Genomic DNA, 15721 nt, shown 5'->3' with positions numbered 1-15721 from the left:
GAACCCTGTGACTTTAGTCATGGGAGGTTCAGATTAAACGAAAATAAGTATAGACCTATAAAATACTTTAAAGATAAATTAAATGTATCCGATAAAACTTTACAAAAAGATTTGAAGATGATTGAGAAATATTTAGAAACTTTTAATATAAAAATTGATATAAAAAGGGGCTATGGAATATTAATAGAAGATTTAGCAAAGAAGAACATAGACTTAATTAACAGTTTAAATATACAATCGAAGGAAAATAAATCTTTATCAGTAGAGCAAAGAAGAATGGAAATTTTAAAGTATCTATTACTAAATTCAAGTAATATAACTTCAATAAATCAATTAGCAGATAAATATTATGTAAGTAAAACTTCTATAGTAAATGATTTTAAATATATAGAGGCATGGATAAAAGAATACAATTTAAAACTTAATAAGACTTTAGAAGGAACTAAGATTATAGGTAAAGAAGTAGATATAAGGAAATCGATTGCTAAAATGATGGATGATTTATTAGATGAAAATTATGAACAGCATGATATATCTGAGTTAACAAGATTAGATTCTGCTACGTTTAGTGCGTTGATGAATTTATTTGATATTGATTCTATTATATTTGTAGAAACTATAATTACAGAGTTAGAACATAATTTAGGATACACTATAAGTCAACCCTACTATATAAATTTAATTACCCATATACTTATATGTTTAAAGAGAATCGAAGAAGGTAATCAAATAGAGTCTCAGGAAGAAAGAGAAGTTTCTGTAGATAATTTGGACGAGTTAGTATATCAAAATGTCACTACACTTATAGGTAAAATAGAAAATAGATACAGAGTAAAAATAACGAAAGATGAAATTATGTACATATATATTTTTTTAGTATCATCGGGATTTAGTGGCGAAAGTAGTAGTAGTTACAATGATGAATCAGATATATTAAGTGAAAGTGAAAAGGTATCATCTATAATGATAGAGAATATGTCACAATTTTTAAATATAAATCTCAAAAATGATGATTTACTACAAAGAAGTCTAGCATCTCATGTAAGGCCTATGTTAAACAGATTAAGATATGATATTCAAATAAAAAACCCATTATTAGGAGAGATACAAGAGCGATTTTCAGATGTGCTGGGATTATGTATGATGACTATAAATATTATGCCAGAGTATGATAGTCTGAAGAATATTAGTATAGATGAAGTTTCGTATCTTGCTACATATTTTCAAGCAGCAATAGAAAGAAATATGAGTAGTAAAAGAGCAATAGTAGTTTGCCATACAGGATATGGAACATCTCAGCTCCTTGCAGCTAGATTAAAAAGAGAATTTCCTGAATGGACTATAGTTGATATAATTCCTATGCATCAGTTGAGTAAGCGAAATTTAGATGATGTAGACTTTGTAATATCTACTGTAAATTTAGACTTGAAAGACAAATTACATATAGTTGTATCAGTACTATTAATGGAAAGTGATATTAATAATATAAAAAATGCTTTACTTTCTAAATTTAAGAAAAGTATGACCTTAGATACAAACTTATTAGGAATGTATTTAAAAGATAATATATATTTTAATTTTGATGTAATGCAGATGGAAAGTTTAATAGGTGTGAATTTAGGTAGTAAATATAAGTCTATTTCATTAGGAAAAGATTTAAATATATATATACATAATCAAAGTAAATTAAATAAGGGGATAATGAATATCAATAATGTTAATGGAACGCTTGATATTTATTTAGAAACTAGTAATCAGAGTTTTTTAAAGAATATTTTAATGGAAATATCAAATCTGTATAGTCAAAAGAACTATATAAACTATATAATAGATTGTAAAAGAAAAGAGGATATTAAAATATTATTTGACAATAATGTACTGGAGAAAATAAATGGAAATTAGAGAAATATTAAGCGAAGAAAGTGTTATTTTAGATTTAAAATCAACTACAAAAGAAGGCATAATACAAGAATTAGTAGATAAATTATACGATACAGGAAGTATAACTTTAAAAAGTAAGTTTATAAAGGCACTAAAGCGTAGAGAGAAAATAGGTTCTACTAGTATAGGTTATCAAATGGCCATGCCACATGGAAAAACAAAATATGTAAAGAAAGCATCCGTAGTAATAGGTAAATCTAAAAAAGGTGTAGATTGGCCAAGTATAGATGGCTTACCTGTAAAGGTAGTAATTATGTTTGCTATGCCACAATCTGGAGGCAATGAAGATATGATATTAATATCTAAAATAGCTTACATTTTAGGTGGTAAAGATATAAGTGAAAGACTTTTAAATGCACATACAAAAAAAGAAATATTAGATATATTTTATGAAGTGTAGGTATTGTATAAATTATAAATTTGAGGTTTTTAAAATAAGGTGTGTATTCTTTTAGATAGTATAGATTAATTTTTAGACACTAGAAAGGGGAAGATATCTATGGCAATATATTTAGAAATGCCTAAATTAATATACGAATTTCCTTTTCGTAGTCTATCAAATGAAGGAGAAGTATTAACAACACCACACTGGCATAAGGAAATAGAAATATTACTTATAACAGAAGGTGTAGTAAATCTATTTATAAATGATAAGCCTATGCAACTAAAAAAAGGCGAGATAGTGATAATAAAAGGAGGAGATATTCATTATATACTGCCATCACCAGGAAGTGAAAGATTAGTATTTCAATTTGACATATCTTTTTTTAATGATTTAATTTTATTAAATGAAGAAAAAGAAAGCTTAATTAATTTATTTAGTAGTATAAAAAAATGTAGTAGAGATTGGTCAGCAAAAATAAGAAAGTCAGTTTTCGATATATTGATAGATATATACAATGAAGACCTATATAAAATAGAAGGATATAGTTATGCAATAAAAGGTAAAATGTATAATTTAATTCCTATATTATATAGACAGATTCCTAGAGAAATTGAAGAAAATACAGTAGAATATGAAATAAACTCTAAAGAGATACTAGAGCGATTAAACGATATATTCAAGTATGTAGAAAAAAATTATAAACAACCTATAAAATTAGAAGATGTATCTTATGAAGTAGGATTTAGTGTATATTATTTTACTAAATTTTTTAAGAAAAATACAGGAAAAACATTTATAACCTTTTTAAATGAATACAGATTAGAAAAAGCAAAGTGGATATTACTTAATAACAATATATCCATTGTAGATTTGGTTGAAGAAGTTGGTTTTGGAAGTACAAAAACTTTTTACAGAGTATTTAAAGAAAAAATTGGAGTCTCTCCATTAGAATTTAAAAAAAGATATAACAGTTTGAAGAAAAAAGCGGGTGTCTCAAAATGAACTTAGTTCATGAGGCACTTTCTTTTATATATAAATATACAGCAATATATGAGAATAAGATAACAATAATGAGGATATAAAAATGTATTTGATATATATATAATTATATACATAGATATTTAATATTGATATTTAATATGAAAGTATTGAAAATAGACAATATTAATTATAATGAGTAAAAAGTATAATTGGATTTTTAAATTGAATTATTCAAAAGGTATAGTTATGAAAAAAATTTATAACTAGATATGAGATAGAAATTATAAAACTTTATACTGTGAAAGAGGTAGATGTATGAAATTAGATAAAGATTTTTTATGGGGAGGGGCAATTTCAGCTAATCAAAGTGAAGGATTTTATTTAGGTGAAGGAAAAGGTTTATCTCAATTTGATAAACTCCCATTAAATGATAAGAGATTAAAAGATGTATGTTTAGATGAGGATAATATTTTAAATGAAAATAATCAATACTATCCAAGTCATATAGGGATTAAATTTTGTGAAAATTACAAAGAAGATATAGCAATGTTAGCAGAAATAGGTTTTAAATGTTTTAGATTTTCTATATCTTGGTCAAGAATATTCCCAACAGGAGAAGAAAGTGAACCAAATGAAAAGGGACTACAACTTTATGATAATATAATAAAAGAATTAAAAAAATATAATATAGAACCATTAATAACGATAAGCCACTTTGATATACCTTATTCTCTAGTTGAAAAATATTCGGGGTGGGCTGATAGAAGAGTGGTTAATTTATATGTAAAATATGCTGAAATTTTGATGAAAAGATATAAAGATGATGTCAAATACTGGATTCCTTTTAACGAAATGAATATGATAATGCATATTCCATATATAGGTGCTGGATTAACTTTTATAGCTGATGAAAATCAACTTCAGAAAAAATATCAAGCAGCACACCATCAATTATTAGCTAATGCAAAAACTATAGAAATAGGAAGGTGTATAAATAAAGAATTTAAGTTTGGGTGTATGTTAGCTGCTGGAAAAACATATCCATATACATGTAAACCAGAAGATGTATTTGCAGCTTTAGAGCATGAAAGGCATAATTTGTTTTTTTCTGATGTTCAAGTTAGGGGTGTATATCCAAACTTTATGAATCATTATTTAAAATCAAATAAAATAAAATTAATAATAAAAGAGGAAGATTTACCAACACTTAAGGATAATACTGTAGATTTTGTATCTTTTAGCTATTATTCTAGTGCTTGTAGTTCAGCTAGAGCTGAAGGTTTAGAAAAATCAAAGACAAATGGACCAGAAACCATAAAAAATCCATATCTTCCAAAATCAAATAGTGTATGGCAAAACGACCCTGTAGGATTAAGAATAACTATGAATCAGTTATATGAAAGGTATCAGTTACCTTTATTTATAGTAGAAAATGGACTGGGTACTCAAGATATTGTAAATGAAGATGGAAAAATAATTGATGATTATCGTATAGATTATATGAAAGAACATATTAAAAATATGATTCTTGGAGTAAATGAAGATGGGATAGAGCTTATAGGATATCTTATGTGGGGATGTATAGATGTAACAAGTGTAAGTGAAGGAAAGATGACAAAACGATATGGTATAATTCATGTTGATTCTGATGACTATGGAAGAGGCTCATTTAAAAGAACTAAAAAACAAAGTGCTTTTTGGTATAAAAAAGTAATAGAAACAGATGGAGAAATTTTATTTAATGATATGGAAACTCATGCATAATTCATTTTAAGAAAGGAGTGTTATTATGAGTTTAATATTTAATACTAAGGACCAGCTTATAGAGCAAGGGTTTAATAAGGATACAATAAAATCCAATGAAACGTTGTTTACACTAGCTAATGGACATTTAGGACTTAGGGGGAATATTGAAGAGTCTGGTTTTAATAATGAGTATGTAGATAATATGGGTACATATGTAAATGGATTTTATGAATCATCTCCAATTACATATGGAGAAAGTGCTTATGGCTATGCAAAACAAAATCAGACTATCTGTAAATTACCTAATGCTCATATAGTAAATTTCTCTATTGAAGGAGATTACTTTGATTTATCAAAAGGTATTACAAGTGAACATACTAGGATATTAGATTTAAATGAAGGGATTCTTAAACGTTCATTTATATGGGAAAATTCTCGTGGTAAAAAAGTTAAAGTATCTATAGAAAGATTAGTATCACAAGATATAGAAGAATTAATGATGATTTCATATACAATAACGCCATTGAATTTTAATGGAAAAATAAAATTTAAAAATAAAATGGAAAATAGTATGGAGAAGTTTAATTGTGAAAAAGTAGATGACCCAAGAGTGGCATCTATAAATAAGAAGCAATTTAAAATTGATATAAAAAAATATAACGATAAGTATTTTATGAATTTGGTTACAGAAACAAGTAAATTAGGGTTATGGTGTGGATTTGATTCATATATTACTTGTGGAAATATTACAAATGAGACTTATAATGTTTCAGAGGAATGTATTGAGCGAGAAATAGAAGTTTATGCCAAAGAAGGTGAAAGGTTAAATTTAGAAATTGTTGTAGGATATAGTAGAGTATGTTCTGATTTAAATTTAAGCGAAGAACGTTTAAAATCATTAGAATTGGTTTTAAGAGAGGCATGTAATATTGGATTTGATAAAGTAAAAACTATTCAGAGAGAGAAAATGAATGAGTTTTGGACAACCTCTGATGTAGAGATTGAAGGCGATAAAACTCTTCAACTGGGGATAAAAACTAATTTATTTCATATTTATCAATCAGCAGGAAGAGATGGAAAGACTAATATATCAGCTAAAGGTCTTACAGGTGATGGCTATGAAGGTCACTATTTCTGGGATACAGAGATGTACATATTACCATTTTTTATATATACTCAACCATCCATTGCTAGAGCTTTATTAGATTATAGATATTCAATCTTAGATGCATCAAGAGAAAGAGCTAGAGAACTTGGAATAAATAAGGGTTGCTTATATTCATGGAGAACTATAAATGGTAATGAATGCAGTGCATATTATCCAGCAGGAACGGCACAGTTTCATATAAATGCAGATATAGCTTATGGGATTAGAACGTATTTTGAAGCAACTAATGATGAAGAATTTATGATGCAAAATGGCTTAGAAATTCTTATAGAAACAGCAAGATTTTGGGTTGAATTTGGAGATTATATAGAATCAAAAAATAATAAATTCTGTATAAATGGAGTAACGGGACCAGATGAATATACAGCAATAGTAAACAATAATTACTACACTAATTTAATGGCTAAATATAATTTAATATATGCAGTACAGATGGTAGATAAATTTAAGCATAATTTATGTTCTGACAAAGTGTTTAGAAAAGTTAAATTACAAGAATATGAAGTAAAGAACTGGATAAATGCAGCTCAAAATATGTATTTACCATATGATGAAGAGAAGAAAATAAGCAGACAAGACGATTCATTTTTAGAAAAATCAGTATGGGATTTTAAAAATACACCAAAAGAAAATTATCCATTACTTCTCCATTATCATCCATTAACAATATATAGATATCAAGTAAATAAACAAGCAGATACTGTACTTTCAGCGTTGCTTTTTCCTGATGAGTTTAGCCTAGAACAAAAGAAGAGAGATTTTGAATACTATGAAAAAATAACTACTCATGATTCATCTTTGTCAAGGTCAATATTTGGAATGATGGCAAGTGAAATTGGAAATCATGAAAAAGCTTATAACTATTTTATGGACACAGCATTAATGGATATTAATAACCTACAAAAAAATACAAGTGATGGAATACATGCTGCTAATATGGGTGGAACATGGATGAGTTTAGTATATGGATTTGCAGGAATGAAAATAAAAAATGATAAATTAAGTTTTGAACCAAGGATACCTAAGTACTGGAAAAATATTAAATTTAATATATTATTTAGAGATAATTTAGTTTCTGTAAATATAGAAGAATATAAATCTTATTATAAGTTAATCAAAGGTAGGAATATAACCATATTACACGATAATAAAGAAATAAAATTATCAAAGAACGTAATAGAAGTTAATAATTGTTTTAAAGGGAGTAATTAATATGAGAGCAGTCTTATTTGACCTTGATGGAGTTATAACAGATACTGCTAAGTATCATTTTGAAGCTTGGCATGAGATGGCAAAATCGCTAGATATAGAAATAGATGAAACTTTTAATGAGAAATTAAAAGGCATAAGCAGGGAAGAATCATTAGATAAAATATTGTTATCTGCTAATAAAGTAGATAGTTATACTAAAGAAGAAAAGTTAAAGATGTGTGAAGAAAAAAATAACATTTATATAAAGTTAATAAACTCATTAACATCTAAAGATATATTACCAGGGATAAATGAGCTTATAAAAGAACTTAAAGAAAATAATGTAAAATTGGGAATAGCATCTGCTAGTAAGAATGCGCCTAGAATATTAGAATCTTTGGGAATAAAAGATGAATTTGATTGTATAGTAAATCCATCTCTATTAGAAAAGGGAAAACCATATCCTGATATTTTTATTGAAGGGAGCAAGATGCTAAATTTAAAACAATATGATTGTGTAGGGATAGAAGATTCTTATTCGGGTATTAAAGCTATAAATGCTGCCAATATGACATCAATTGGTGTGGGTAAAAAAGAAGTACTAGGAAAATGTGACTATATTGTAGAAGATACTAGTTTATTAAATTACAATACACTATTACAAGCTTGGAGTAAAAAGATTAATTTGGCTTAAAATTATATTAAAAATTATTTTAAAAGAGAGGATAAGGTATGAAGAATAAATATGAAGATGTAGCTCTATTGATAATTGATGGGCTTGGAGGAAAGGATAATATAATTGACTTGACTCATTGTATGACACGATTAAGGTTCATCTTAAAAGATGAAAAGAAAGTTAATGCAGATAAATTAAAATCTATAGATAAGGTAGTTGGAGTAAACTCAACTTCAACTCAATATCAGGTCATAATAGGTAATGAGGTAGGAGTTGTATTTAATGCACTAATAAATGAGGGGATAAATACCACAGGAGATATTAAAAGCGATATAAAAAATGAAAATAAAAAAAATAGTATTTTAAATAATATAATAGACACAATAACTGGTTGTATGACACCTATGATACCAGCTCTTACAGCATCTGGGATGATAAAAGTTATATTATCTCTTTGTACCACTTTTAATTGGTTATCATCAAATTCAAGTACATATAGAGTATTAGATATAATAGGAGATGTAGCATTTTACTTTATGCCTATAATACTTGCAATAAATGCAGCTAAAAAATTTAATGTTAATACATCAATAGCAGTTATAGTAGTAGGTGTGTTTTTACATCCAAATTTCTCTGCATGGGTATCAAGTGGGGACCCTATATCATTTATAGGAGTACCAATTCAAGGTGTTATATATGCAGCATCTGTTATCCCTGCACTTTTAACAGTATGGATGATGTCGTATATAGAAAAATTCATTGATAAATTAACACCTAGTATGTTAAAAACGATTTTAAATCCAACTTTAGTATTATTAATAAGTGCACCAATAGCATTAATAGTAATTGGACCAATAGGAAATTTCTTAGGAGAGGGATTAGCTAGTATAATAAACTTACTACAAGGAAGGTTAGGATTTATAATGGTTTGTTTATTGGCAGCTGCAATGCCATTTATCGTTATGACAGGGATGCATCATGCATTGACTCCTATATTCATATCAGCATTTGCAACTACAGGACAAGAATCGCTAATATTAATATCTCAAGTTTGTGCTAATTTAGCACAAGGTGGTGCTACATTAGCTGTAGCATTAAGAAGTAAAGATAGTAAGATGAAACAATTAGCATCAGCTGCATGGATATCAGCTGTTATGGGTATAACTGAACCAGCTCTTTATGGAGTTACATTAAAACTTAAAAAACCTGCTATGTTAGCATCTATAGGAGCAGGAATTGCAGGATTATTCGCAGGGATTACTCATGTAACTTTATATGTTCCACAAAATAGTATAATGGCAGTACTTGGACTATCAGGAGAAAAAGGGAGTTCAAATATAGTAAATGGACTTATAGTGATGTTTATAGCATTGGTTGCTCCATTTATTATGACATATATATTTGGAGTTGAAAAAAATGTTAAGGAAAGTACAGATAATGTAGTAGAGAGAGTATAATATCAACTATTTACATTAATAGAATTTTTATTGTTATTGACTATAACTTGTTTTGTATTTATATTGATGCAAGGAAATAAGCTAATATAATGAGAGTAATTATTATAACTGACAAAAAAGCAACACAAAAGATTGATGAAATATATGGAAAGAAAAAGTTGACAAAGTATGTCTAATGTTTTATCATAATAATTGGAATTAGGTAGTAATTGTTTAAGTACAAGCTAAGCTTATTCATTAATAATAGCAGTATCCTAGGAAGGGGTATGCCCATTATTATGGATAAGCTTTTTTTATGCTTAAAAGGAGGATAATCATGATAATTAATAAGATATTAAACAATAATGTTGTAATCACATTAGATGATAATAATGAAGAAATTATCGTCATGGGTAAAGGAATTGGTTATCAAAAATCAAAAGGCAATCTAATAGATAAAACTAAAGTAAATAAAGTATTTAGAATATCAAATAAAGAAATATCAAACAAGCTACAAGAATTACTCAATAATATTCCTATAGAGCACATGAAATTATCAAGTGAAATTATAGAATATGCACAAATAAAGTTAAACAAGAAGCTAAATGAAAGTATTTACATATCCTTAAGTGACCATACATATTCTGCAATTCAAAGAATGAAAGAAGGAATAAATGTAAAAAATGCAATTCTTTGGGAAATTAAAAGGTTTTATAAAGAAGAGTTTGAAATTGGAATGAAAGCACTAGATATTATTGAAAACAAAACAGGTATAAAATTACCTGAAGATGAGGCTGGATTTATAGCCTTTCATATAGTTAATGCTCAGTTAAGTGAAGGTCATACTTTGGCATCTGATATTACAAAGTTAATACAAGAAGTACTTAGTATAGTTAGGTATCATTTTAGGATAGAATTTCATGAAGAATCAGTCTTTTATTATAGATTTATAATGCATTTAAAGTTTTTTGCACAGAGATTGCTTTTAGATAGTGCACATGAAGGTGAGACAGATAAAGAATTACTAAGCATTATTAAATCTAAATATAATAAAGAGTTTGAATGTGTAGTTAAAATTAAAAATTTTATTAAAAAGCAATATAACTACATATTAACAGATGATGAACTTATATATTTAACAATACATTTAGCTAAAGTAGTTAAAGACTCAAATATGTAAGCGAAATAAATTTTCAGTAGTATATTAAGAATTATTGAAAGGAGTGATACTAACAAAATTATACCTATGGTTGGATGGTAACATTGAGTTGGCCAAACCTTCAAATTTCAAAAAAATTAATTTAAACGAAATATGGAGGAGAAAAATGGGAAAATACAAACAATTAGCACAAGAAATAGTAAAAAATGTTGGTGGAAAAGAAAATATTAGTGGATTAGTACATTGTATTACAAGATTACGTTTTACTTTAAAAGATGAAAGTATAGCAAATGACAACGTATTAAAAAATATGGAAGGTATTGTTACTGTAATGAAAAGTGGAGGACAATATCAAGTAGTTATAGGAAATCATGTTGAAGCTGTATATAAAGATATAGTTGAAATAATCGATTTAGATGATTCAAGTACAAATTCAGAAACTAAAAAATCAAGTAGTATGCTAGATAAAAGTATAGATATAATATCAGGGATTTTCCAGCCAGTGTTAGGAATAATGGCAGCCTGTGGAATGTTAAAAGGATTTAATGCTTTATTTGTGGCAATGGGATTATATAGTGATGTATCTGGTGGTTATATGGTAATAAATGCAGCTGGAGATGCATTATTTACATTCCTTCCTTTATTTTTAGGATATACTTCAGCTAAGAAATTTGGTTTAAAGCCAATGTTAGGATTAGCGTTAGGAGCTGCCATGTGTTATCCTGCTATACAAGGTAGCAGCATATCAGCAGGTGCAGATGTGATTTACACTTTATTTAAAGGAACAATGTTTGCATCTCCAGTATATATTGACTTCTTTGGACTGCCAATTGTATCAATTGATTACACTGGAACGGTCGTACCAATTATATTTATAGCGTATTTTGCGTCTAGGTGTGAGAAATTATTTAATAAGTTTGTTCCAGATTTAGTTAAATTCTTCTTTGTGCCAATGCTTACACTATTAGTAACAGTGCCTGTTGCACTTATAGTTATAGGTCCTATAGCAACATTTGGTTCTACACTTATTTCACAAATTGTAATTTCGATAAGAGATTTTAGTCCACTATTAGCAGGTGCTATAGTAGGGTTCACTTGGCAAATTCTTGTTATTTTTGGTATGCACTGGGGATTCATTCCTGTATATATAAACAATGTTATGACTTTAGGATATGATAATGTTATGATGCCATTCTTTGCTTGTACATTTGCAAGTTCGGCAGTTGTGTTGGCAATATTCTTCAAGACTAAAGATAAAAAACTAAAAGAGATGGCAATACCAAACTTTATATCTGGTGTATTTGGAGTTACAGAGCCAGCAATTTATGGAATATTATTGCCTCTAAAGAAACCATTTATAATAAGTTGTATTGCTAGTGGTATTGGAGGAGCTTTCTATGGATTTTTTAATCTTAGGAAGTTTATAACTGGAGGTATGGGAATATTCGAACTTCCAGCAATGATTGAACCAGATGGGGGAATGGGTAACTTAATAGTAGCTCTTTCTGGTATAGCTATATCAATGGTCGTAGCTTTTGTATTAACTATGATTTTATATAAAAATGAGAAAGCAGAAGAGGTTAAAGAAGTAAAAAATAAGGAAAAAGAAGAAACAAAAGAAGTTAAGTCTGCTAAATTAGAAAGAGAAATAATAGTAAGTCCTATAAAAGGTGAAGTATTAAATTTAAGTAACATAGAGGATGCGGCATTTGCATCTGGTGTACTGGGTCAAGGTGTAGCGATAATACCTAGTGATGGAAAAGTAGTTGCTCCAGTAGATGGAGTAGTTACAACTTTATTCCCAAGTCTGCATGCTATAGGAATTCTTTCAGATGTAGGTGTTGAAGTGCTTATTCATATTGGATTAAATACTATTCAGTTAGAAGGAAGAGGTTTTGAGGCATGTATAAAGCAGGGTGATAGAATTACAAAAGGTCAAACGATATTAAACTTTGATATTGATGTAATAAAAGAGTCAGGATATAGTGTTGTAACTCCAATCGTTATTACAAATTCATCGCAATTTTTAGATGTAGTAGAAACAGAAAGCAAAAATGCTGAATTAGAGGATAATCTGATTACAATTATATTTTAGTAAAAAATTAAAGCATTAGCATAATTTAGGAGGCTTAACTATGGGTTTTAAAAAAGATTTTCTATGGGGAGGAGCTACTGCAGCCAATCAATGTGAAGGTGGATATAATGAAGATGAAAGAGGATTAGCAAATGTAGATGTATGCCCAACAGGAAAAGATAGAACAGCAGTTATTACAGGAAAATTAAAAATGTTTGATTTTGATGATGAACATTATTATCCAGCTCAAACTGGTATTGATATGTACCATAATTATAAAGAAGATATAAAGTTATTTGCTGAAATGGGATTTAAAGTATATAGAATGAGCATTGCATGGAGTCGAATATTTCCGAAAGGTGATGAAGAAACACCAAATGAAAAGGGGATTCAATTTTATGAAGATATATTTAAGGAATGTAAAAAATATAAAATAGAGCCATTAGTCACTATTACACACTTTGATTGTCCAATGCATTTAGTTAAAAAGTATGGTGCATGGCGTAATCGTAAAATGATCGGTTTCTATGAGAAACTATGCAATGTTATTTTTAGAAGATATAAAGGATTAGTGAAGTACTGGCTAACTTTTAATGAAATAAATATGATTTTACATGCTCCATTTATGGGTGCTGGTATTTGCTTTGAAGAAGGTGAAGATGTTGAAAAGATAAAATATCAAGCTGCTCATCATGAACTTGTAGCTAGTGCAATTGCAACTAAAATAGCACATGAAGTTGATTCAAATAACTTAGTTGGATGTATGTTTGCAGCTGGAAGTGTATATCCTTATAGTTGCAACCCTAATGATGTATGGGAAGCTACAAAGTTAGATAGAGAAAATTACTTCTTTGTGGATGTACAATCTAAAGGTAAATATCCTAACTATGCATTAAAGTATATGGAGAAAAAAGGTATTACACCAGAAATAGAACCTGGTGATATTGAATTATTAAATAAATATACAGTAGATTTTATTTCATTTTCATATTACAATAGCCGTTGTGTTAGAACTGATGAAAATGCAGATGATGTAGCTGAAGGAAACATATTTACATCTGCTAAAAATCCATATCTTTCATACAGTCAATGGGGATGGCCAATTGACCCATTAGGTTTAAGAATTACATTAAATCACGTATATGATAGATATGAAAAGCCACTATTTATTGTAGAAAATGGATTAGGTGCTAAAGATATAGCTGATGAAAATGGTTATGTAGATGATGATTACAGAATAGATTATATAAGAGAACATATAAAAGCTATGCGTGATGCAGTTTCTATAGATGGTGTAGATTTATTAGGCTATACTACATGGGGACCTATTGATTTAGTAAGTGCCAGCACAGGAGAAATGGAAAAGCGTTATGGATTTATATATGTAGATAGAGACAATAGTGGCAATGGAAGTCTAAGAAGAATGAAAAAGAAAAGTTTTGAATGGTATAAGAAAGTAATTGCTTCAAATGGTGAAGATTTATATTAAATAAGAAGAATATAAAATTAATAGTGAGTATAATTTTTCATTTGTATCCACTATTAAAATATACAAAATGTATCAATATATTATTATAAATTTATAACAATATAGCTTTAATATTTAAAAATAATAGAAGAGTAAGTTAATATATTAAAAAAGATATATATTTATAAATTATTTAACTGTAGAAAATTAACATAGAACTATTTTATATTGTACTTTACATTATAGTAAGACTTATGAAGATAGTTGTTAAAAGGGGAATTGTTAGGAAGGTAATATAATTTACTTTGCAATAAAAGATGCAAAAGGCGAGTTTAGGTTTTAAGCTTGTCTTTTTTATTGTGTGAAAACTATGATGTTTAAAAATCCTATGGAAAACTTGTGCAACAGACATATTAAAAATTTAGTAGTTAAGAAAATTATAACACATTAGTAATTTTTATACTTATTGGTAAAGAATTTGATTACCATTAAATTTAGTAACAAGACATCAACTGGACTTGTATATGAGAAGAGATAATAATTTGCCTGTGAAAGATTGTAAATATAAAGGTGATTTTGAAGGTCAATAAGAAGATAAAATTAATAGCTTAATAAAAAATATTTAACTTTTATATTAACTTTTTTAAATATTATAATTACCTATTTTGAATAATTAACCATAGAAGACTGTATACAAAGACAAAGTTGTGTACAGTCTTTTTATAAATTTAATGTCTATAATTAAATACACTATTAAAATCAACAAGTTATTATTTCAAAGTAGTATTAGCCAAATTTTTATGATGGTTAATACAATTTGTTAGCCATTTTATAGCACTTTGTTCCCTGATAATAGCTCCATCAAGAACTATATAATCACCAAAATCATTACTATCAAGAGGAGGAACTTCACTATAACGCTCCATTTGACTGTACAAGAACGCAATTCTTTCTTGGTGTTGAAGCAATTGATGCTCTAATAAAATAAGTCTAGTATCTATATCTAAATTATTAGAAAAGTACATTCTAAGACGAAAAATATCCTTAGGGGTTCTTTCCATTGGCTCATCCCTTTCAAGCCATTTCAAGAACTCATCTTTACCTTTTTCTGTGATTGTGTATAACTTTTTTTCTAATACATCACCACTAATTTTAATATGATATACAATAAGCTTTTCATTTACCAACTTTTTTAGTTCAGGATATATTTGACTATGCTTTGCATTCCAAAACTCAGCTAATTGAAAATTGAACTCTTTTACGATATCATAACCAGTCATAGGATTTCTATTTAACAATCCTAAAATTGCATACTTTAAAGTTCGCATAAATACACCTCTTTCTTTAATTACATACTTATTATAACACGATATATTTAATTTGAATTAATATAGTTATGTTTTAATAAGAACTTGTAAATTATGAGTAATAAAAATAAATAAAATTATATATGAAAATAAAATTATGTAAATACAAACATGTAAATATTTACATGT

General features: G+C 27.7%; 11 protein-coding genes. 10 read left to right on the top strand and 1 reads right to left on the bottom strand.

The window, feature by feature from the left end; genetic code table 11:
- The 10 genes from KGF39_RS17040 to KGF39_RS16995 all read left to right on the top strand — a co-directional run.
- Positions 1-1902: BglG family transcription antiterminator (locus tag KGF39_RS17040; RefSeq protein ID WP_227823204.1), on the top strand; the 1902-nt coding region annotated here is incomplete at its 5' end.
- Positions 1892-2341 (top strand): PTS sugar transporter subunit IIA, encoded by a 450-nt coding sequence (locus tag KGF39_RS17035; RefSeq protein WP_054275069.1) that lies wholly within the window; start codon positions 1892-1894, stop codon positions 2339-2341. The genes KGF39_RS17040 and KGF39_RS17035, both read left to right, overlap by 11 nt.
- Before the next feature lie 99 nt (positions 2342-2440).
- On the top strand, positions 2441-3328 hold the full coding sequence (locus KGF39_RS17030) for an AraC family transcriptional regulator (RefSeq protein ID WP_227823203.1): 888 nt from the start codon (positions 2441-2443) through the stop codon (positions 3326-3328).
- A 294-nt stretch (positions 3329-3622) separates the two neighbouring features.
- Entirely contained in the window at positions 3623-5071 is a 1449-nt protein-coding gene (locus tag KGF39_RS17025; RefSeq protein ID WP_227823202.1) for a family 1 glycosylhydrolase, read from the top strand.
- Positions 5072-5096: 25 nt separating this feature from the next.
- A complete protein-coding gene (locus KGF39_RS17020; RefSeq protein WP_227823201.1) occupies positions 5097-7433 on the top strand; it encodes a glycosyl hydrolase family 65 protein in 2337 nt (778 codons plus the stop codon).
- 1 nt (position 7434) lies between these two features.
- Positions 7435-8106 (top strand): beta-phosphoglucomutase, encoded by a 672-nt coding sequence (gene pgmB / locus KGF39_RS17015; protein WP_227823200.1) that lies wholly within the window; start codon positions 7435-7437, stop codon positions 8104-8106.
- Positions 8107-8144: 38 nt separating this feature from the next.
- A complete protein-coding gene (locus KGF39_RS17010; RefSeq protein ID WP_227823199.1) occupies positions 8145-9545 on the top strand; it encodes a PTS transporter subunit EIIC in 1401 nt (466 codons plus the stop codon).
- 316 nt (positions 9546-9861) lie between these two features.
- Entirely contained in the window at positions 9862-10704 is an 843-nt protein-coding gene (gene licT, locus KGF39_RS17005) for a BglG family transcription antiterminator LicT (RefSeq protein WP_054275061.1), read from the top strand.
- A 145-nt stretch (positions 10705-10849) separates the two neighbouring features.
- Positions 10850-12778, top strand: a complete 1929-nt coding sequence (locus KGF39_RS17000; RefSeq protein WP_227823198.1) for a beta-glucoside-specific PTS transporter subunit IIABC — start codon at positions 10850-10852, stop codon at positions 12776-12778.
- A gap of 40 nt (positions 12779-12818) precedes the next feature.
- Positions 12819-14246, top strand: coding sequence for a 6-phospho-beta-glucosidase (locus KGF39_RS16995; protein ID WP_227823197.1), 1428 nt, complete (start codon positions 12819-12821; stop codon positions 14244-14246).
- 749 nt (positions 14247-14995) lie between these two features.
- Here the strand turns inward: KGF39_RS16995 and KGF39_RS16990 are convergent.
- Positions 14996-15553, bottom strand: coding sequence for a PadR family transcriptional regulator (locus KGF39_RS16990; RefSeq protein ID WP_227823196.1), 558 nt, complete (start codon positions 15551-15553; stop codon positions 14996-14998).
- Between the last annotated feature and the right edge of the window lie 168 nt (positions 15554-15721).

The sequence above is a fragment of the Clostridioides sp. ZZV14-6345 genome, assembly GCF_020657775.1.
In the GTDB taxonomy this organism is placed as follows: Bacteria; Bacillota; Clostridia; order Peptostreptococcales; family Peptostreptococcaceae; genus Clostridioides; species Clostridioides difficile_D.
This window is presented reverse-complemented; position numbering and strand designations above follow the sequence as displayed.

Excerpts from the sequence above, each read along its gene's own strand:
- KGF39_RS17035 (WP_054275069.1), top strand. The coding sequence starts at position 1,892 with ATGGAAATTAGAGAAATATTAAGCGAAGAAAGTGTTATTTTAGATTTA.
- KGF39_RS17030 (WP_227823203.1), top strand. The coding sequence starts at position 2,441 with ATGGCAATATATTTAGAAATGCCTAAATTAATATACGAATTTCCTTTT.
- KGF39_RS17025 (WP_227823202.1), top strand. The coding sequence starts at position 3,623 with ATGAAATTAGATAAAGATTTTTTATGGGGAGGGGCAATTTCAGCTAAT.
- KGF39_RS17020 (WP_227823201.1), top strand. The coding sequence starts at position 5,097 with ATGAGTTTAATATTTAATACTAAGGACCAGCTTATAGAGCAAGGGTTT.
- pgmB (WP_227823200.1), top strand. The coding sequence starts at position 7,435 with ATGAGAGCAGTCTTATTTGACCTTGATGGAGTTATAACAGATACTGCT.
- KGF39_RS17010 (WP_227823199.1), top strand. The coding sequence starts at position 8,145 with ATGAAGAATAAATATGAAGATGTAGCTCTATTGATAATTGATGGGCTT.
- licT (WP_054275061.1), top strand. The coding sequence starts at position 9,862 with ATGATAATTAATAAGATATTAAACAATAATGTTGTAATCACATTAGAT.
- KGF39_RS17000 (WP_227823198.1), top strand. The coding sequence starts at position 10,850 with ATGGGAAAATACAAACAATTAGCACAAGAAATAGTAAAAAATGTTGGT.
- KGF39_RS16995 (WP_227823197.1), top strand. The coding sequence starts at position 12,819 with ATGGGTTTTAAAAAAGATTTTCTATGGGGAGGAGCTACTGCAGCCAAT.
- KGF39_RS16990 (WP_227823196.1), bottom strand. The coding sequence starts at position 15,553 with ATGCGAACTTTAAAGTATGCAATTTTAGGATTGTTAAATAGAAATCCT.